Source organism: Paenibacillus sp. EKM301P (assembly GCF_011800295.1).
Lineage (GTDB): Bacteria > Bacillota > Bacilli > Paenibacillales > Paenibacillaceae > Paenibacillus > Paenibacillus polymyxa.
Genome location: NZ_JAALFM010000001.1, coordinates 56,414 through 76,381 on the forward strand (window position 1 = coordinate 56,414; position 19,968 = coordinate 76,381).

Annotated in this window: 15 protein-coding genes; all 15 read right to left on the reverse strand. The window is 46.4% G+C overall.

Annotated elements, in window-relative coordinates:
- Window positions 1-147: 147 nt before the first annotated feature.
- Window positions 148-828, reverse strand: a complete 681-nt coding sequence (locus HFD99_RS00260; protein WP_016822128.1) for a TIGR00266 family protein — start codon at window positions 826-828, stop codon at window positions 148-150.
- Between the two features lie 226 nt (window positions 829-1,054).
- Window positions 1,055-1,792 (reverse strand): CAP domain-containing protein, encoded by a 738-nt coding sequence (locus tag HFD99_RS00265; protein WP_016822129.1) that lies wholly within the window; start codon window positions 1,790-1,792, stop codon window positions 1,055-1,057.
- A 205-nt stretch (window positions 1,793-1,997) separates the two neighbouring features.
- Window positions 1,998-2,459: a GNAT family N-acetyltransferase gene (locus tag HFD99_RS00270; protein WP_016822130.1), complete on the reverse strand. Its 462-nt coding sequence runs from the start codon at window positions 2,457-2,459 to the stop codon at window positions 1,998-2,000.
- Window positions 2,452-3,636 carry a formate-dependent phosphoribosylglycinamide formyltransferase gene (gene purT / locus HFD99_RS00275; protein WP_016822131.1) on the reverse strand — a complete coding sequence of 395 codons (1,185 nt, stop codon included), beginning with the start codon at window positions 3,634-3,636 and terminating at the stop codon, window positions 2,452-2,454. Before purT ends, HFD99_RS00270 begins: the two co-directional genes overlap by 8 nt.
- A gap of 129 nt (window positions 3,637-3,765) precedes the next feature.
- The gene (locus tag HFD99_RS00280; RefSeq protein WP_025365088.1) at window positions 3,766-5,604 is read right to left on the reverse strand and encodes an ABC transporter ATP-binding protein; all 1,839 of its coding nucleotides are present in this window, start codon (window positions 5,602-5,604) and stop codon (window positions 3,766-3,768) included.
- The gene (locus HFD99_RS00285; RefSeq protein ID WP_019687817.1) at window positions 5,601-7,376 is read right to left on the reverse strand and encodes an ABC transporter ATP-binding protein; all 1,776 of its coding nucleotides are present in this window, start codon (window positions 7,374-7,376) and stop codon (window positions 5,601-5,603) included. The genes HFD99_RS00280 and HFD99_RS00285 overlap by 4 nt, the downstream gene beginning before the upstream one ends.
- 256 nt (window positions 7,377-7,632) lie before the next feature.
- Window positions 7,633-11,301: a dynamin family protein gene (locus tag HFD99_RS00290; protein ID WP_025365089.1), complete on the reverse strand. Its 3,669-nt coding sequence runs from the start codon at window positions 11,299-11,301 to the stop codon at window positions 7,633-7,635.
- Between the two features lie 184 nt (window positions 11,302-11,485).
- Window positions 11,486-12,031, reverse strand: a complete 546-nt coding sequence (locus tag HFD99_RS00295) for a glutathione peroxidase (protein ID WP_019687820.1) — start codon at window positions 12,029-12,031, stop codon at window positions 11,486-11,488.
- 177 nt (window positions 12,032-12,208) lie between these two features.
- A complete protein-coding gene (locus HFD99_RS00300; RefSeq protein WP_013310628.1) occupies window positions 12,209-12,481 on the reverse strand; it encodes a hypothetical protein in 273 nt (90 codons plus the stop codon).
- Between the two features lie 67 nt (window positions 12,482-12,548).
- On the reverse strand, window positions 12,549-13,223 hold the full coding sequence (nth, locus tag HFD99_RS00305; RefSeq protein ID WP_025365090.1) for an endonuclease III: 675 nt from the start codon (window positions 13,221-13,223) through the stop codon (window positions 12,549-12,551).
- 213 nt (window positions 13,224-13,436) lie between these two features.
- Window positions 13,437-14,087, reverse strand: coding sequence for a GerMN domain-containing protein (locus tag HFD99_RS00310; RefSeq protein WP_025365091.1), 651 nt, complete (start codon window positions 14,085-14,087; stop codon window positions 13,437-13,439).
- Window positions 14,088-14,136: 49 nt separating this feature from the next.
- A complete protein-coding gene (locus tag HFD99_RS00315; protein ID WP_017427585.1) occupies window positions 14,137-15,636 on the reverse strand; it encodes an N-acetylmuramoyl-L-alanine amidase family protein in 1,500 nt (499 codons plus the stop codon).
- A 294-nt stretch (window positions 15,637-15,930) separates the two neighbouring features.
- Entirely contained in the window at window positions 15,931-17,505 is a 1,575-nt protein-coding gene (locus HFD99_RS00320) for an N-acetylmuramoyl-L-alanine amidase family protein (RefSeq protein WP_025365092.1), read from the reverse strand.
- Window positions 17,506-17,736: 231 nt separating this feature from the next.
- Window positions 17,737-18,339, reverse strand: a complete 603-nt coding sequence (leuD, locus tag HFD99_RS00325; protein ID WP_016822140.1) for a 3-isopropylmalate dehydratase small subunit — start codon at window positions 18,337-18,339, stop codon at window positions 17,737-17,739.
- A gap of 21 nt (window positions 18,340-18,360) precedes the next feature.
- Window positions 18,361-19,785 (reverse strand): 3-isopropylmalate dehydratase large subunit, encoded by a 1,425-nt coding sequence (leuC, locus tag HFD99_RS00330; RefSeq protein ID WP_017427582.1) that lies wholly within the window; start codon window positions 19,783-19,785, stop codon window positions 18,361-18,363.
- Between the last annotated feature and the right edge of the window lie 183 nt (window positions 19,786-19,968).

The window sequence follows — 19,968 nt, forward strand, 5'->3', positions numbered from 1 at the left end:
AACCGTTCTGGTTCAAGCGAAAATCAAGGTTTAGTATCCCTTATAAATTTCCATAAACATACTGAAAAAGGATGGAAAACTCCCATCCTTCTGTCATACTTTTTGTGCGAATATCCCTTCTTATCATCAGCAGTCAGACGAAAGAAACTATTTGCTATCAGGGATGAAACTTCTAATCCATTGTCCAAAACTACCCGGATTTCGGCTTTGAATCAGTACCGTTCCTTCACCGCGAAAACGACATACAAGAGCTTCCCCACTCGTTACGCTGGACAACCAGCCTTTAGATGCCTTTTCAATTCTATAATCCATATAATCCGGCCATGCCACTAGATGAGCATTATCAATAATACGCTCCTCTCCTGGCGCGATATAAATGGGGTGAATGGCTCCATATGAGGATAGGAATACTGTGCCGCGGCCACTGATTTCTACAATAAAAAAACCTTCACCGGAGAATAAACCTTTCATCAGGTTTTGCATTTTGGTACTAACCTCAATCCCTTCCGTACAGGCCAAAAAACCGTCCTTTTGGACCAACAGCCTGTACGTGCCATCCAGTTCCACTGCTTGTACATCACCTATGCTTGCAGGGGCTAGCAGTACTTCAGCGGGTCCCCGGGCTGCTCTCAGCTCTTGAAAAAAGAATTTTTCTCCGCTCAGCATTCTGCCTAAACCACGTAACAGCCCACCGTCTACCGTCCCCTTTATATCTACACTGGAAGACATGGAAACCATCGCTCCCATTTCTGCTTTAATGGTTTCTCCGGGGTTCAACTGCACCTTAAGCATAGCAAAAGCACCTTCATGCACGATTTCGTAGCTCATTTGTTCACCTAGCTTTCCAAAAGTAGTCTGTTATCCATTCAGCTTACTGTCATCATACTATAAGCACGTCCCTTATGTCTTTTCTGGTATAGAGCAATGGTTTATGCCTGAAGTGACATGAGCGACATAAAAAGACCCGCTGAACGTTGTCAGCGGGTCTTTACATTACGTACGTCACTATCTTTTTATAAACAGAAATGACGTTTAGAACGTTTTCTCTATCAACTTAGTTACGTGTGAACTCTTGTACCCAATATCCATTGTAGTAAGCCACACCGATTTGTGTATATTCTGCCTTCAAGATATTTTCACGATGTCCCTGGCTATTCATCCAGGCCTTCATCACTTCTTGTGGTGTTTTTTGTCCCATTGCAATATTCTCACCCGCATACGTATAAGTTACACCGAATTTTTTCATCATATCAAAGGGTGAACCGTAAGTCGGAGATGTATGGGAAAAGTAATTGTTCGTGCTCATGTCCTTCGCCTTCGCTAAGGCTACTTCTGTAAGCTTCGCATTAGATGTGAGGGGCTTCAGACCTTTTTGACTGCGCTCATTGTTTACAAGCTTTACAACCTCAGCTGCAAATTGAGACTTGCTGAGTTGTGCATTAGAATCTGTAGACTGACCTGCACCTGAATTGGTGTTTTGTGTTTGGGTCTGTTGCTTGTTAACAGACTTTGAAGCCTTTTGGTTACCCTGATTCGTCGTTTGCTTGCCAGAAGAAGGATTTGCTGTTTTTGTTTTAGCCTTGTCCTTTTCAGAATAATCCTTAATGACCGTCTTTGTTATTGTCGTCGTCCCGTTGGACATATTGACTGTGTATCCGTTATTTTGAAACCACTGTTGTAATTGAGCAGATAAATCGTCAGCTGGTGAAGCTGATGCCGGAACGATGAATCCTGCGGATAAAATGGCGCTTAGGCTTCCCATCACCAGTGTTTTTTTCAACATATTCTTCATTTCGTCATCTCCTTGTTGTATAAGTGCCTTGGTGTGAACGTCTCAGGTTACAACTTTGTAATCTTTACTCTAGCAGTATATCATGTTTTATAGCATCATCAATGGTATAAAAGTTGGAAAAAAAATAGTCCTGCTCGGCAATGGCGAACAGGACGAAGTTAAAAATAGTGAGGCTTTAAGTATTAGATTGTTTGTTGCAAGCTGATTATCTAAGCTTTTTGCTGAAACGGTAGCCTTGCTTCTCAAAGCCGATTCGGTTGTAGAAAGCACGGGCCTCTACTTGTTTGATGCGGTTATTCGCTCCAGTAATGAATAAATGATAGCATCCTTGCGCACGCCCCCACTCCTCACCACAAGCAACCAACCGCTTGCCAATGCCTTCGCCGCGATACTCCCCGCTCACGACCAGCATGGTGATTTGTACAGCAGGATCAGGATAGGCCAGGCTTTGAGCCGTATGCATGCCGATTACTCCGACTACACGACCATCCATTTCTGCAACCATCATATTCGCTTGACTGTCCTCCTGCGCTGTTCCCATAACTTCTTTCATAACACCACAAGTCATCGGGTATCCGACTTCTCTGAGTAGTCCAGTTACGGCTTCACAATCGCCAAGCTCTACGGAACGAATTGTCAGTACTGGAATCATCACACTGTTAGACATGATTTACCTCCACTTTCAGCATATTGGCAGCTTCTTTGGCTGTCTTCCGTGCTGTTTCCACATCTTCTGCAGCGCTAAGCGCTACAGCCATCCGGCGTCCCGGCTTGGTTTCAGGCTTCCCGAACACTCGCACCTGTGTCCGGGGTAGCAATAGTGCATCATGCAGACCGCTTATTGCGAAATCGCGCGTAGCCACTTCTGCCTTTAAGGTAGCTGAAGCTCCTGGTGTAAGCAGCGTGACGGATGGCACCGGGAATCCGAGAATTGCCCGTACATGAAGCGCAAATTCAGACAAATCCTGCGTAATCATGGTCACCATACCTGTATCATGCGGACGCGGGGATACTTCACTGAATATGACGCTATCAGCCGTTAAAAACAGTTCTACGCCAAACAATCCGTAACCACCCAGTTCATCCGTAATCGTACGGGCAATGTCCTGCGCCTCCGAAAGCTGCTTGTCCGTCATGCCATGAGGCTGCCAGGATTCGACATAATCCCCATCTTTTTGAATGTGGCCAATCGGTGGGCAAAAAGTCGTGCCTGATTCCGATCTGACGGTCAATAAGGTGATTTCGCTCTCAAACGGGACAAAAGCTTCAACAATGACACGTGTCGTTTTGGCACGTGCGCCTTCCAGCGCCGTATTCCAGCAGGATTCTGCGTCTTCGAGTGTCCGGCATACAGACTGCCCTTTACCCGACGAACTCATTAAGGGTTTGACCACGCATGGCGTGCCCAGCTCTTGAACCGCCGACCGTAACTGCTCAAAATCATCTGCAAAACGGTAGGCAGCAGTCGGAAGCTGTAATTTCTCGGCAGCCAACCTGCGGATACCCTCACGGTCCATCGTAAGACGAGCGGCCCGTGCCGTTGGTACTACGTGAAATCCCTCTTGCTCTAATTCTTCCAAAGCACCCGTAGCAATAGCTTCGATTTCAGGTACAATTATGTCGGGCTGTTCCTTGCGAATTAGTGCCTTCAACGCCTCAGCATCCTGCATATCCAGACAGTGAGAGCGATGGGCCACCTGCATTGCTGGAGCCAGCTCATAGCGATCTACAGCAATACATTCCACGCCAAGCCGCTGAGCTTCAATAATGACTTCTTTTCCCAATTCGCCGCTACCCAGCAGTAGCATCTTCTTAGCCTTGGCAGAAAAAGGAGCACCCCACATCTTGAACTCTTCCCCCTCTGACGATATTGCTCTGATCTCTTTTCATCTTTATTTTCAGGGTTTAGCTCCAAGAATGCAATAGTGCTCGGCATTTTAATTTACAAAAAACGCGATTTTTTGATCTTTTTTTTACAAAAATCTGAACTGTGCTTCCACCAGCCCCCGATATATTCCATGTTTTTTCATCAATTGTTCATGATTACCACTTTCTTGGATCTCCCCATGGTCCAGTACAACGATATGATCAGCATTCCGGATGGTGGACAAACGGTGAGCGACCATAAAAGAAGTTCTGCCTTTCAATAGAACCTGAAGGGCCTCCTGAATTTTCAACTCCGTTTCTGTATCAATGCTGGCTGTGGCCTCATCCAGAATAAGAATTCGCGGATTAGCCAGTAAGGCACGGGCAAAGGATAAGAGCTGGCGCTGACCCATGGACAGCATCCCCCCACGCTCCTCTACCTCTGTTTCATAGCCATCTGGCAAATGAACAATAAATTCATGAGCATTGACCGCCTTCGCAGCCGCTTCAATCTCCTCATCCGTTGCATCCAAACGGCCAAATCGGATATTATCACGTATCGTTCCCGAAAAAATAAATGTATCCTGAAGCACGATGCTAATCTGGCTGCGTAAGCTCTCCACTGTGACATCTCGCACATCATAACCGTCAATAGTAAGTCGCCCTGACGTAATGTCATAAAAACGGCTGAGCAAATTAATAATTGTACTTTTACCTGATCCAGTATGACCTACAAGCGCTATAGATTGACCTGCCTTGACAGAAAGATTAATACCTTTAAGCGCCTGACGTCCCTTTTCATATTCAAAAATGACTTTATCAAATTGAATATCACCCCGAATAGGCGGCAAGGCTTTTGCTCCTGGTTTGTTTGCAATATTCGGCTGTTCATCCATGAATTCAAAAATTCTTTCTGACGAAGCCATCGCAACCAGTAGCTGATTATACATTTGACCTAGCCGATTAATCGGCTCCCAAAAGTTCCCTACATAGTTGGCAAATGCAACCAGCAAACCCACCGTCAGCTGATCTGTCTGAATTAAATGCGCTCCAAACCAGAACAGCACAAGCGTACCTAATCCTCCGGTAATATCAATAAGTGGGCCAAAGACCTGATTCATGGCAGAAGCCTTATCCCACGATTTTTTACTGGAGCTGTTCATATCGTCGAAATAAGCCATGTTTTCCTGCTCCTGCGTATACGCTTGTGTCACACGAATTCCCTGAATAGATTCATTCAAATGAGAATTGATACGCGAGTTCTTCATGCGTACTTCTTGCCAGGCGCGACGGATGCGTACTCGCAGCTTGGTCGAAATCAAAAACATGATCGGAACAGTCACAATCACTGCCAAACCGAGCTTCCAGTTAATAAGCAGCAAAATGACAATAATTCCGAAAAGCTGTACGCAGTCAATCAGGACGTTCACTGCACCATTCGTAAATAAATCCTGTAGCGAGTTAATGTCATTCGTTACACGTACTAATACAGAACCCGCTGGTCTTTTATCAAAAAAGTTGAAGGAAAGCTTCTGAATATGCTTGAACAAATCTTCACGCAAATCGTAAATAACCCGCTGACCAATAATATTGGTGAATTTAATACGGTACGTGCTGGCTGCCCATTGGATTAAATATAACAAGAGCACGGCACCCGTGATGAGCAACAATAACTTTACGCTAGGTAGTGCAGGCGATGCAGGAGCAATGGCCTTGTCAATAGCCAGACTGATCAAATATGGAACCGTCAGCTTAGTAATCGTGCCTAGAATCATCATGACCAGAAGAATCGGCAGAATCTGACGGGCATAAGGTTTCATGTATGCTAGCAAACGTTTGAATTCCGCCCAGTTAAACGGTTTATCAATAATCTCATCATCTTGATAGACAAAGCGCTCATTGGTCGGCTTCTTTAACGGTTTGGCTTTTTCTACTGGAATATTCATGGTCTCACCTGTCCTTCGGATACACCGCCTGGAGCCTCCGCTATGTAATCGGCGTATTGAATATGATACACATCTTGGTATGGACCTGGAGTAGCAATGAGCTGTTCATGTGTTCCACGTTGGACGATTCGTCCTTCCTCAAGCACCACAATTTCATTGGCATGACGAAGCGAGGAGATTCGGTGAGCTATAATAAACGTTGTGCGTCCACGCATAACCTCTTGAAAACCGGACTGAATTTCATGCTCCGTCTCCATGTCGACCGCACTGGTAGCATCATCCAGAACCAGAATTTTTGGATTTTTGAGTAGTGCACGCGCAATGGCGATCCGTTGTTTTTGCCCTCCAGACAGTCCCAATCCACGTTCACCAACGACAGTATCGTAGCCCAGCGGTAATTCAGTGATGAATTCATGCGCCTGAGCCAGCTTGGAAACGCGTATGATGTCATCCATACTGACATGACTTAATCCATATGCAATATTGTTGCGTATGGAGGACGAGAACAGAAACGTCTCCTGAAACACGGAAGAAATTTGAGCACGTAAATCACGAATTTTCAAATGACGTATATCCGTCCCATCCAGCTTGATGCTGCCTGCATTCACATTATAGGCTCGCATGAGTAGTTGAATTATGGTCGACTTCCCGGACCCTGTTCCTCCTAAAATCCCAATGACCGATCCCGGTGGCGCATCCAGATTGATGTCAACAACAGCAGGTAGCTTATTTCCGTAAGCAAAGGTAACATGTTCAAACGTCACATGTCCCTTCACCTGATCGGCGTTGAGTGTAAGTGCATTAGCTTCATCAGTTACATCTACAGACTGGTTTAGCAACTCCAAAACCCTTTCACCGGAAGCTTTGGACTGCGTATAGTTATTGATATGAAAGCCAATGCTCCAGATGGGACCGATAATATACCAAATTAAGCTAAAGAAGGCGACGAGTTGCCCCAAGGTCATTGACTTCTGTATAACCAGATATCCACCCATCCCCAGGAGAAGAACCACACTGACCGAGGCAATCAGTTCCATCGCGGGGAAAAATCGACTCCATAAGGAAGCAGCCTGAATCTGGTTGCTCTTGTACTGCTCATTACGTACGGAGAATTTTTCAACTTCATAGGATTCGCGAGCAAAAGATTTAACGGTTCGCACACCTGTAATATTTTCTTGTACCGCTGTTGTCAGGGCGCTGAGAGCAATTCGCATTTCCTGAAAGGTGGGATGAATCCGTGATTCAAATTTGAATGTGACGAAGAGTAGCAATGGCATGCTGATCATCGTAAAGAGGGTGAGCTGCCAATTAATATACAGCATCATGATAGAGCCGAATACGACCATCAGTAGCACATTGAGGAGTTGCGCAAAGCCAAACCCGATAAAGTTGCGGATCGCCTCCAAATCACCAGTCAGACGGGACATAAGATCCCCCGTTTTGGCAGTGTCATAATATCTGAAGGATAGAAATTGCAGCTTTTCGTAACAGGCATTGCGAAGTCGATACGCCAAGTAGTTACCTAGCCGTCCACCAAAAAAACCATGTAAAAATTGCATAAACCCTTTGATGATCACGACTCCCAGTACAGTCAGAGCCAGAACCGGAACTTTCTCGAAGTCGCCGGGAATGATAGCGTTATCAATGAGCCGTTGGAGCAGGTTCGGATACACCAGTCCCAAGGCCGTCGCTATCGCAAGGCATAGAATGGAAAGAAATAGATAATGTCTCCTCTCTCGAAAAAAAACTTGCAGTTGCCTGAGCACTTCCATGTCAAGTCCCTCCATTAGTTGCACGACGTTGTTATATGGCTTAGTGAAGTTTACCATCCGGGTTCCAAGGCGGCAAAGAGGATAATGGGCCGTTTTCAGGCAGGTTCCCAATTGGTAGGTGATTAGACAAATTAAATCGCTTTCTTATCATTGAATATGGCTATTTCCTCAGTTTTCCTTTCTTTTTGAAGTATGCTCAAAACACCGGATTGTCCCGCAACCCGGTGTCCTGACCTTAAAGCAATCGTGAACATATTTATATGGACTCTAAATTCGCGAGCTGACCAGCAAGCTCTTCCCAAACTTGTGGCTCCTCACCGCCCTTAAGTGCATGCTCCATGCCACGAGTAGTCTCCTGCATTTCCTCTCGTAGCTGTGCTTTCTGCCACGTTTGTTCCTCTTGCATCATAGCAACGTAAAAAGAAGACAATCGTTCTCGCTGCTGATCCACAGCTTCCCCGATTAGCTGGCGTAATATGGGCTCCAGTCTAGTTTGTAAATTCGCACGCCCCGTCCCTTCAAAAAATAGCTTTGGATTTTTAAAGCTATTCCAATAATCCTTCCACTGAATGGACTCCTGCAAGGAAATATCCATCAGTTCGGGAACAGCCCATTCTCTGAATTCAGGAACTGTACAATCTAATCCATTCAACTGATGGTTCATGTGATCTACGCACTGTTGGATAGCCTTACGCACTAAAGCTTGCCCGGTTTTTTCCAGTCTGAGTGTGGTTGCTAGCAATTCCTGAGACAGCTCCAGTTCGATCAATCGCATCAGTTCACGACCACAAGATGCAAAAGCCGAACGAAGATCACCTACTCCTTCACGCAGAACAGATGGATGAAACGCTTCTGCCATAAATTCACCCGTTCGGTAGGCTAACCTTTGACGTACATGATACAGCAGTTCATCGGTTTCGTCCGACAACACAGATCCACCATTGCTACCAGTCGAACCAAGGAGCACCTCCTCCAGCTCCCTACGGATTCGATTTAATTGCTCTATTCGGATCTCTCGCTCTTCAGCGCTGTACCGAGCATCAGCAGCATGTTGTTCTATTCGGTTCCGCAGCCGTCCCAGCTCCTGCATAGCAGCTGCAATGGACAAACCTGCCAGCTCTTCGGCTGCAAATGCCGAAAAATCATCTTCAAACGCATCAAACCGTGAAACTGAACGCAGCGAAACCTCTCCCCGCTCGGCTGCTTCCAACGCCAGCATGCTGGAAAGCGGATAAATACGCGGCTTGCGGATTCCGTTCGCTTGAAGTTGTTCCTGTACATGCTGAGTCACAGAATGTAATTCTTCTTCAGAAGAAGCCAAATCAGATGCGTTGACAATAAAAAATGTCTGATCCAGCGCCAATGTCTCTTTGACTCGGCCCAATTGATTCAAGAACTGTCGGTCCCCTTGTGTAAACGCATGATTATAATATGTCACAAATACAAGGGCGTCTGCATGCTTCATATAATTGAAAGTTACGCCCGTGTGCCGCGCATTCACAGAATCGGCACCTGGCGTATCTACTAGCACGATGCCCTGACGAGTCAAAGCGCAATCATAATAAAGGTCGATATGCTCGACGAAGCATGACTTGCGCTCGGATGCAACAAAATCTCGATATTGCTCTAGATTCACCTCAAGCTCTTTTCCCAGCAAGCTTTCAGCTTCTTCCCATCCAGCTGCTGCAGCCTTCAAAAAACTGTAATGAGGCCTTCCCGCAGGATGAATGCCTTCCGGTGATAACGCATTTACGGCTTCTTGCCAGCCCACGGACGCTGGCTCTCCCAATCCTAATAACCGAAAAGAGTATTTAAGATCTTCCCGTAATGCGTCCACTGATTTCATGTAGACGTCAGCCGTGGCATGGCGCTCATGACTTGTAGGCGCCATAATGCGGTTAATCGCCGCTGTCGTCGGATGCGGCGATACGGGCAACACCGCTTCGCCTAACAAAGCGTTGGCAAAGCTGGACTTCCCGGCGCTGAACGCTCCGAATAGCGCCAATGTAAAGCGCCCGCCCTCCAGTGCAGCGGCACGCGCATGTAAATCCCGAACAGCCGCTTGCATGGCAGGGTACGGGCTTATTAATGCAGCGGCGGCCTTCAATCGTGTCGCTGCTGCATCCAGTCGCGTACGGCGGCCCCCGGCGGCAGACCGCGCTGTAGTCGTGCTTGCTTGTGACCGCACCGATCCGTTGCGCGAGCCAGCAATGTCTGGACGCACGGCACCTGTTGATGCCGTATCTGTCGGGGCAGCAGCGGCGGTCTCAGCCGCAGGAGCAGGCGTGCCCACTCGGGGCAACCCGCCAGGCGCGGAAGCCTGCGGCAGCAAGCTACGCAGCAGGTCGGCGTGCGAAGCTGAGGCTTGCACGCGAGTGCTGTAGCGGCCCGCCGCGTCCGCCTGCGCCAGCAACGCTGTGCGCGCATCCGCGAGAGCCTCACGGTGGGAGTTGGCCCGAACCGCAAGCTGGGCCAGCAGGCGGTCTACCAGCGCCAACGCCTTACGGCGGCAATCAGCGGTCACCGCAGCGCGTAGGTCCTTGCAATAGTTCAACGTGTACTCAGGAGACAAAGCATTTTCCTTTACTGTCTGCTCTACCAGTTGCCGATCCATTACAGGGCGGATGTCATCCAGCTCCTGCTCCATCGCAGCGGTCCACAAACCTTGGCCTTCTCCCCATGACCTCAGTAACTCACGCACATGAGGCAACAGCTGTCCCTCCACCTGATCAGCCAGCATCTCTGCCAGCCGATCCAAACGGCGCTCCTTTTCTCGCTCTGTCTTGCCTCCGGCAAACCATAACCCTGTTTTAAAGCCCGGCTTACGGCTCTCTAAATATTCGCCAGCCGCTTCACGTAGCTCCGCAGGCGTGAGGTGAGCGTGTTCTAATAGATGATCCAGCTCTTGACGCAGCCGTTTATGCTCCTGTTCTGGAAGCATCCTCCAGTGTTCATCTTCTTGCTGCAAGGTTTTCTGCTCTATGTCCAGGCGCAAAATGGCTTCTTCTCCACCTGCTTCTTTGAGCAGTACGTTCAGTTCCTCTTCTTCAGCAGCCTGCACTGTCTCCACATGCTGATCTACCAAATGGTGCATAGAGGACACTAAACTATAAGCCAAAAGCTCAGCTTTGCGCTCCAGCAGTTTCGGAATTAAGCACGTCAACTGTTCCCACTGGTTCCAGGGGTGATTTTGCTCCTTCAAGGAAGTAAACAGGATGTCCGTGTAATGTACCTGCCAGGCATGAAAGCTGCTTTCCACCTCATTACGATAACGTGAAAATGATAGCTCCCGCTCTCGGTGCTTATCGATTTGATTGATGATCAAATATAACGGCTTGCCCCAATCCGACAAACTTTTGGCAAAGGACAAATTATTTTCAGATTGGACATGATTGTAGTCCATCACATAAAAAACAATATCAGCCCAATGTAAAGCTGAATGCGTCGCCATCGCGTGTCCGTGGTCTGTGGAATCTACGCCGGGGGTATCCAGCAGCACTCCTCCGCCAGATAATATCGGGATATCCTCCCATACTTCAACGGATTCATAGGCCCCACCATTTTTACAATACTCAGCAAGTTCAGATAGGGAAGCTTCCACGATTTCCGGCTCCGGGTTTTCTGCCGATCGGGCTGGATGAATAAGCGCTCTCGAACGTCCATGACGGATGGACACTACATTAGCACTCGTAGGTACCGGTCCAGATGGCAGCACGGTTTTACCGCACAGGCTGTTAATCAAGCTCGATTTACCTGCTGAAAAGTGTCCGCAAAAGGCAATGGTCAGCTCTTGTGCATGCGCTTTTTCCAGCAAATCCCCTACTGCCTTCGCTCCCGTTTCATCCCCCGCTTTACGCAAGGTATCCTGTATTTGTTCTATCGTATTCAACCACTTTTCTGCGTCTCCTGTAATCGTTTGCATCATAAGCTACGGTTTCACTCCTTGTCTTATCTGCACCAAATAGCTATATTGTAGCATTCCTAAGCCACTGTGAGAATCATCACATTAAAAAAACTAAAAAAGCGCTCCCTGCCTGTACCTGGCTTTCGGGAACGCTGTTCTTGTAAATGGAAACCATAAGTTTATTAATAATATCCAAAACAGATCATTACAGTAATGCTTCAATATATTCTTCCATATCCAGAGGGTCAGTCGTTGCTTCAAATCGTTTGATCACTTTCCCGTTCCGATCAATCAGGAATTTCGTGAAATTCCATTTGATCGAATCTCCTGGTAAGTACTCAGGATGACGCTCATGAATTAAAGGAATAAGTATTTTGGCAACCGAATGCGTTTCATCAAAGCCCTCAAAGGGCAACGACGAAGCAAGATATGTAAACAACGGGTGAGCCTGCTCATCACGTACATTCACCTTTTGAAACATAGGGAACGCGACACCATAATTCAGAGTACAAAATGTTTGCACACTTTCATTGGAATCCGGCTCTTGATCGGCAAATTGATTGCATGGAAAACCGAGAATCACCAAGCCTCTATCCTTAAATTGATCATATAGACGCTGCAAATCCTGATATTGAAATGTAAATCCGCACTGGCTGGCCGTATTTACAATCAACACTACTTTATCTTTATAATCACTAAGGACAATCTCCTTACCGTTCATCGCAATGGCTGAATAATCATAAATGCTCATTTAAGAAACTCCTCTGAAAATGTAATTGAAGATTTCATATTTAAACATGTGAAATCGTCCATATCCAGCGTTTTATGACGTTCTTCAAGGTTTGTGTTAATATGCGCCTACAGGCTGGTTAGACCAGCCGAGCCGCCTACACCGGAACATGCAACGCATGTCGTCCGCAAATTGCACTTAATTAGCTGCAGTCTCAAGCACTGGCAGCAAAATTTCAAATACTTGACCATGCTGTAAAATCGTAATCCCACGGGATTTATCCTTCATTACAACCACTTCTGGCTTTTGTGACATACGCTCCAAGTAATGCTCGGGTACATCACCAGAATGACTAACTGTGATTCCCTCTAGCTCGCGCTCTTCGTTTTCAGCAAACTCTGTTGTTACAATTTGCTCAAAAATATCGGAGAACGCCTCAAAATTGTCTGTATATACCGAAATGCACTTCATTACTCTTCATCCTTTTCTACACATAAATGGTTAAACCCTCTATTACCTTTATAGGTCATTCGGGTCTTTAAGCTCTACGTTTCTTATCTTTTCTGATAAGAGACGTTTTCATACGTTTCTTGCCTTCCCTGCACACATCAAGCAATGGACATACCTGACATTGAGGGTTTTGAGCTTTGCAATGGTAGCGTCCGAAAAAAATGAGTCGGTGATGGGTCACAGACCATTCATCCCTAGGTACCCTTTTCATCAGCTTTTTTTCCACCTCAAGCACTGAATCATCCCACCCTGCAAAGCCGAGCCGTTTGGAAACGCGCTCTACATGCGTATCTACCGCAATAGCTGGTACATCAAAGGCAGTAGATACTACGACATTAGCCGTCTTGCGGCCAACACCAGGTAGCTTGACCAGCTGATCATGCTCCGAAGGTATCTCTCCCCCGTACTGGTCTATTAAAATCCGGCAGAGGTTATGAATATGCTTGGCCTTGTTTCGGTACAAGCCGATTCTACGAATATCCTGCTCCAGTTCCTCAAGAGGAACTGCCAAATAATCCTCAGGTGACTTGTATTTTTGAAACAGGTCTGCCGTTACTTTATTGACCATCTGATCGGAGCATTGAGCAGACAATAACACGGCAATCGTTAATTCAAAAGCATTGTCATGGTTCAGCTCACAATGGGCATCCGGAAACATCGTACCGATGGTGTCCAATATATGACGTGCGGTTGCTGCATTCACGGAAATCCTACCTCCTAGCAAAAAAAACGTCTTGATACGGGATAGCCCGCATCAAGACGGTCACTCTAAATAATCATCCGGAAAGAAACGAATACTATTTGTGCATGACTGCCTGCATAGGCGAGAAATACACTCCTATATTATCATTATCTGTCACAGATTGCACGTGAAAAGTGTGTAAATTCCCAAGAAATTTTCATACAGTCTGATCGATTAGCGGCTCATAGGATGCTCCAAATCTACATGTCCCATTAAGGACTCTAGAGATTGACCATCTACGAGCAAATCCAGCGTTTTGACTTCCTTGAATTGGAACATCGTTTGCTTCAAGGCATCGATAGCCAATTCCTCACCGCCAGCTCCCAATCGAGCCTCATCCGGCAGGGAAATATCAAAGGTCAATGCACCGTTATCCAATTTGATCTTATGCACGGTAATTTTCTCGGACCACAATGGAACCAGAGCAGAATCACCGCTCTTTTGTAGAGCTTCAAACGCTTTTTGGAATTTTTCCAGCTCGCTTGGATAGGTAATTTCCTTTTTCTGTTCTTTTAAGCCGTTCTCTTGTGTATCCGTGTAGTACACCGTGATCTGCTGTGTTTGACGATCTCCTGACTTTTCCGTGTCTGTCTTGGTCTTTGTAGGCTCCGTCGACGGAGATGCAGGTGTTTGACTCGCTCCATTATTTTCAGCAGACTGAGCTGATGGATCAGGGGTCGTCTGTTCGGGTGTACTATTTTGTGCAGCTGAAGTTTGTGTTTCCTGAGATGGAGTCGCAGGAGCCGATGTTTGCTTAGAGGCACACCCTGCACCTGCAATGGCAAATAGTGCCAGCAGACCTGCAATTACGATTTTTTTGTTCATATGTCTGTCCCCCTCCTTACTTGACGTTGGCAAGCGATTTGTTGAAGATTTATTTTACGTCGAGATACTCTGTGATTCCATCTGCAATCCCTTGAGCCACCCGGTTTTGAAAATCTTCATCAAACAGTGTTGCTTCCTCTTTTGCATTACTCAGATATCCTACTTCAAGCAAAACAGCTGGCATCGTCGTTTCCCGAATTACATGGAAATTCCCATAACGAATGCCTCGGTCTGTCAGACCCGTCGCAGGAGCAAAGTACTTATGCATAACGTTGGCGAACGCTTTGCTTGCACTACGCTGGTAATACGTCTCTGTGCCGTTGGAAGCTGAGCTACCGCTACTGTTAGCATGAATGGACACAAACACGTTGGCTTTAAGATTTTCAGCCACTTTTACGCGCTGTTTAAGCTCCAAAAATGTATCATCGCTACGTGTTAACACAACCTCAAGTTTGGGGTTTTGTTTTAATATGCTTTCTACTTTCAGGGCCATCGCCAGGTTGAAGGTCTTTTCATAATTTTTTCTCGAAATACCAACTGCCCCGGAATCTTTTGCTCCATGTCCAGCATCAATAACAACGACCTTTTTACCATTGCTGTTAACCGGGGATGTCTGTGTGTCATCAGGCTGTGACCCATCCGGTAACGTTGCATCTGGCGTTGTATTCACTGAATCCTTGGAGGCCAGATCGACGATAACACGATTCGATCCATCATTATATGCGGTATAATTCATGGCATGTTTCAAATCAATAACAACGCGCACCGTTGATGGTTCCTTTTGGAATAAAGCATATCGGATACCGGACACATCCGCTTCATTCTCAATGTCCAACGAACCATTTAAGTTGCTATCCAGCTTCTGCTGATCTCCGAAATTGTCTGCAAACGCAGTCGCTGGCAAATCTACCACTACCCGATCGGGGCCTGTCATCGTAAACGCTTTCGGCTTGACGGCACTTGCTGTTGTGATCGTTAAACGGTTTTGGCTGAAACTGACTCCCTGCACCTGTGTCACACCTGAACTGGCATTATTGGTTGGCGCAGTTACACTTCCTGTACCTGTACTGTTATTTCCGGACTTGGGAGGTGTAAATTCCCCGTTTCCAGACCCACTACTGCGGGTATATAATTTTACGGACTTGGAGCTGCTGTCCCATTTTACGTCCAGTCCCATTTGCTCGCCGATAAAACGAAGCGGTACAAGGGCATAATTGGAACGCAGCAGAGGCGAAGCATCCAGACTAATGTCGCTTCCATTGACAGTCGCCGTCTTACTTCCGATTATCATTCGGATCGAGGTACTGTCCTTCTCAATCGTTATGGTTCGCGCCTGCTGCTTCCATGTCACGTCATATCCCAAATTTTCAGAAATTACGCGTAGCGGAACCATCGTACTTCCGCCAATTACTTGTGCCTTAGCACCACTAGGGACACTTAACTGTTGATCGTCGAGATAGATTTGTGTTCCACTCGAAGCCGCATGTCCATAACCCGGAACCGCCCACATGAAGACAAATAATAACAACAAAAAACCAAATTTCTTCATTCGTCACCCTTCCATTCATAATTTTTTTGCCACATGCTCCGGTGCGGCGACCTGATATACGCGCTTATGTAATATCAGACAACCTTATAGACGTTATCTCACACCAAAAGTTGCGAATATATTCCATCATAACAGAAATATACGTGCCAAAGAACTATTTTTGTCGAATTTTGACTAAAAATATGGACCATTCGCTTCCCGTCAAAAGTCACGGTCCGTAAAATAAAAAAGCTACTTTTCACCCTCATGAATTTCCATCAAAAGGTGAAAAAATAGCTTTTATTGCACGCCTTCTTAGTTGAATGTTTCAGTTATTCCTGTGCCTGTTCCAAGGTACTCCTTCAGGCCATCGACAATACCTTCGGCAATCTTCTGCTGTGTTTCTTCTGTGAACATGGCCGCTTCATTAGACGGATTACTAAGGTAGCCACATTCCAACAGTACAGCAGGCATTTGTGATTTTCTTGTCACCACATGGTTTGCCACCTTAATGCCGTTATCCTTAAACTCAGTTGCTGCTACAAGATGCTTATGCATGATCGTGGCCAGGCTTAAACTTTCCTGACGTGCATAATAGGTTTCAGACCCATTAGCTTTTCCGTTATTGGAGGTCGGCATACTGTTACCATGAATGGAAACAAACACGCTGGCCTGTTGATTATTAGCGAGCTGTGGCCGTTCATCCAGTGTAGGATACGTATCTCCATTGCGAGTCAATACAATTTGAATGTCAGGATCATTTTGGGCAAGCTGCTGGACCTTTAACGCTACAGCCAATGTAAATTCCTTCTCATGTCGTCCAGTCACACTGCCTGCTCCAGGGTCCTTACCACCATGTCCTGGATCAATTACGACGATTCGCCGTCCTTCGACATACGTTGGTGCTACTATCTCTGGATTCACACTACGTTCACGCAACTGAAGGGTGATATCGCCTACGCCATTAGTCGAAAGATCGTAATCACGTGTCTGATTCAAAGCAATGACAATACGTGCTCCTCCTTTTGTTCCATCTGCAGGAGCAAATCTGATTTCCTGTACATCCTCACTGTCACTAATTGTCAACGCCCGCGTGCCATCCTTGCGAACCGGGAACGACTGGAGAAGATCTGCCGACAGTGAAGCCTCCGGTAAATCTACAACTATACGGTCAGGTCCCGTCATTTTGGATACTTTAGGAGTTAGATCTTTGTTCAGAGAAATCTTTAGCGTTTCACTCTCAAAAGAAATGTTTTGTACAAGCACCGCATTTGCAGTGGTCTGTTCTACATTTTGCTCCTTGGATGTTGATGGTACGACTTCCGTATGCTTGTCTGCTTCAACTGGATTTATTGTCGTCGCTGTGGCTGTAGACGTTTTATTTGTGCTTTTTGGACTCTGTGTTGACGTTTGCGACGGTTGTTGGGATTGAGACTGTTTATTCGCTTGTTGAGTTGCAGTCTTCTGACTGAGATTTACGGATTTATTTTCATTATTCCAATCCACCTTTAACCCCATTTGCTCCCCAACAAAACGCAATGGAACCATGGTCGAGCTGCCTCGCAGCACAGGTGGTGCATCCAAACTAACTGTTTTTCCGTTCACATCAGCCGATGTACGGCCTACATACATAGACATATCGGTACTGTTTTTTTGTATTGAAATTTTATAGGCTTGAGGTTCCCACTTAAACTGATATCCAAGCTGCTCCCCAACCACCCTGAGCGGTACCATGACTTTACCATTGACCATTTCAGGCTTGGCATCTGCAGGCGCTTCCACCCTTTTGCCATCCAAAAACAATTCTGCTCCAGCCGCATTCACATGAGGGGAGGACGGCCACAACCAAATCAAAATAGCCGCTAGTATCACCCAACCATATTTCTTCATCCTCATTCCCCTAACTTATATATGTATTTTTTGTGCTACTTACAGACATAGTCCTTCAACCATTTTACATTTACAATACCATGATGAGTCGAACCGTCAACCCCTTATTTACCAATTTATTTTCTAAACATGATAAAAGCCCGCAGGCAAAAGAGTTGCCAGTACGGGCTGTTTGTCTATCAAATAAATCAACTATATTTCTTCATAATGAAGCTGGACTGGAGATGAACATTATGCTCCTTGTTTCGCAGCACGTTTTTGCTCATAAGCCAGAATTTCAGACTCATGCTGGAGGGTCAAGCCAATATCATCCAAGCCTTGCAGCAGGAATTGACGGCGATGTTCATCCAGATCAAATTCAATACGCAGACCGTAATCGTCAGTGATCGTTTTTTCATTCAGATCTACGTTTAATTGGTAATTATCATGCTTCGCCGTGCGCTGGAACAATTCCTCTACTTGCTCTTCAGACAGCTTGATCGGCAAAATACCGTTTTTAAAACAGTTATTATAGAAGATATCTGCAAAAGACGGTGCGATTACACAACGGAACCCATAGTCCATGATTGCCCACGGCGCATGCTCACGGGAGGAGCCGCAACCAAAGTTGGCGCGAGAGATCAGAACAGATGCCCCTGCATAACGAGGCTTGTTCGGTTCAAATTCAGGATTAATATTGCCCGCTTCATCAAACCGCCACTCATAGAACAAAAACTGCCCAAAGCCTGTGCGCTCGATTCGTTTCAAAAATTGCTTAGGAATAATAGCATCCGTATCCACGTTCACCCGATCCACAGGCGCTACAATTCCTTTTAAAGTTGTGAAAGCTTCCATCGTTAATTCCTCCTCCGTATCCTAGCGGACAACTTCTTCCTGCTTGAATTTCCAATCCCGTACATCAACAAAATGTCCATGAATCGCCGCAGCGGCTGCCATTGCTGGAGATACAAGGTGAGTACGTCCTCCGCGTCCCTGACGACCTTCAAAGTTGCGATTAGAAGTTGACGCACAACGCTGTCCCGGTTGAAGCACATCTGGATTCATCGCAAGACACATGCTGCAACCCGCTTCGCGCCATTCAAATCCTGCTTCTTGAAAAATGACGTCCAGTCCTTCTTCTTCAGCCTGAATCTTCACACGACCCGAACCTGGTACGACGATTGCCGTGACTTTGTCAGAAACCTTGTAGCCTTTGGCTACCTCGGCCGCAGCGCGCAAATCTTCAATCCGACCGTTGGTACAGGAGCCGATAAACACGTAGTCAATCGCAATATCCGTGATCGGTGTACCTGGCTTCAAATCCATATATTCAAGCGCTTTTTCAGCTGCTTTACGTTCGTTTTCTGTCGGCAATTCTGCCGGAATGGGTACGGTTGAGGAAATATCAGTCCCCATACCCGGACTGGTGCCCCAGGTTACTTGCGGTATCAAAGCATCTACGTCAAACTCCAGCACAACATCAAACTCGGCGCCTTCATCGGTGACAAGTGCTTTCCACTCAGCAACTGCTTGCTCAAAAGCAGCTCCTTGCGGCACATGCTCGCGTCCACGCAAGTAGTTGAAGGTCGTTTCGTCCGGTGCAATCATACCTGCTCTGGCTCCGCCTTCAATGGACATGTTACACACTGTCATGCGCTCTTCCATGCTCAACTCGCGGATGGACTCACCTGTGTACTCAATAACATAGCCTGTAGCGAAATCTGTACCGTATTTGGCGATGACACCCAAAATCATGTCCTTTGCCGTCACACCAGGTTTGCGACGCCCTACGAAACGAACTTCCATCGTTTTTGCTTTTGCTTGCTGGAGACATTGCGTTGCCAATACGTGCTCTACCTCACTAGTTCCGATACCAAAAGCGAGCGCTCCGAACGCCCCGTGTGTGGAGGTATGGCTATCACCACACACAATCGTTTTTCCCGGATGAGTCAGACCCAGTTCAGGCCCCATAACGTGAACGACACCTTGATCCACCGTATCCAGATCATATAGTGTGACACCGAAATCGCGGCAATTTTGAGTTAATGTATCAATCTGCTGCTTGGAAATCGGGTCCGTAATGTTGTAACGATCTTTTGTCGGTACATTATGATCCATTGTGGCAAACGTGAGCTCTGGACGACGCACCTTGCGCCCGCTAAGACGTAGTCCTTCAAACGCCTGCGGCGAAGTTACCTCATGTACGAGGTGAAGATCAATGTACAAAATACTCGGCTTGCCCGCTTCCTGATAGATGACATGGTTATCCCAAATTTTCTCGAACATGGTTTTTTTACTCATCAATATTCACCCCTGTGTTTTTCGAACCTAGTGGAGAGAAGCTGTACGGCTCTCTCTTGGATGTCAACAATATACCACGACGTGTCTGATTGGTCTAAGATATGATATCTATAGAAGTGATAGTCTTGACCTATAAGTGTGCTAGAGAAAATATTGAGGCAGGGAGTGAAGTTGGTAGGATAG

What these genes read in the sequence shown, in the direction of transcription:
- HFD99_RS00265 (WP_016822129.1), bottom strand. Translation starts at nt 1,792, where the DNA reads ATGAAGAATATGTTGAAAAAAACACTGGTGATGGGAAGCCTAAGCGCC.
- HFD99_RS00315 (WP_017427585.1), bottom strand. Translation starts at nt 15,636, where the DNA reads ATGAAGAAATTTGGTTTTTTGTTGTTATTATTTGTCTTCATGTGGGCG.
- purT (WP_016822131.1), bottom strand. Translation starts at nt 3,636, where the DNA reads ATGTGGGGTGCTCCTTTTTCTGCCAAGGCTAAGAAGATGCTACTGCTG.
- HFD99_RS00260 (WP_016822128.1), bottom strand. Translation starts at nt 828, where the DNA reads ATGAGCTACGAAATCGTGCATGAAGGTGCTTTTGCTATGCTTAAGGTG.
- HFD99_RS00300 (WP_013310628.1), bottom strand. Translation starts at nt 12,481, where the DNA reads ATGAAGTGCATTTCGGTATATACAGACAATTTTGAGGCGTTCTCCGAT.
- leuC (WP_017427582.1), bottom strand. Translation starts at nt 19,785, where the DNA reads ATGAGTAAAAAAACCATGTTCGAGAAAATTTGGGATAACCATGTCATC.
- HFD99_RS00290 (WP_025365089.1), bottom strand. Translation starts at nt 11,301, where the DNA reads ATGATGCAAACGATTACAGGAGACGCAGAAAAGTGGTTGAATACGATA.
- HFD99_RS00310 (WP_025365091.1), bottom strand. Translation starts at nt 14,087, where the DNA reads ATGAACAAAAAAATCGTAATTGCAGGTCTGCTGGCACTATTTGCCATT.
- leuD (WP_016822140.1), bottom strand. Translation starts at nt 18,339, where the DNA reads ATGGAAGCTTTCACAACTTTAAAAGGAATTGTAGCGCCTGTGGATCGG.
- HFD99_RS00320 (WP_025365092.1), bottom strand. Translation starts at nt 17,505, where the DNA reads ATGAAGAAATATGGTTGGGTGATACTAGCGGCTATTTTGATTTGGTTG.
- HFD99_RS00285 (WP_019687817.1), bottom strand. Translation starts at nt 7,376, where the DNA reads ATGGAAGTGCTCAGGCAACTGCAAGTTTTTTTTCGAGAGAGGAGACAT.
- HFD99_RS00295 (WP_019687820.1), bottom strand. Translation starts at nt 12,031, where the DNA reads ATGAGCATTTATGATTATTCAGCCATTGCGATGAACGGTAAGGAGATT.
- HFD99_RS00270 (WP_016822130.1), bottom strand. Translation starts at nt 2,459, where the DNA reads ATGTCTAACAGTGTGATGATTCCAGTACTGACAATTCGTTCCGTAGAG.
- HFD99_RS00280 (WP_025365088.1), bottom strand. Translation starts at nt 5,604, where the DNA reads ATGAATATTCCAGTAGAAAAAGCCAAACCGTTAAAGAAGCCGACCAAT.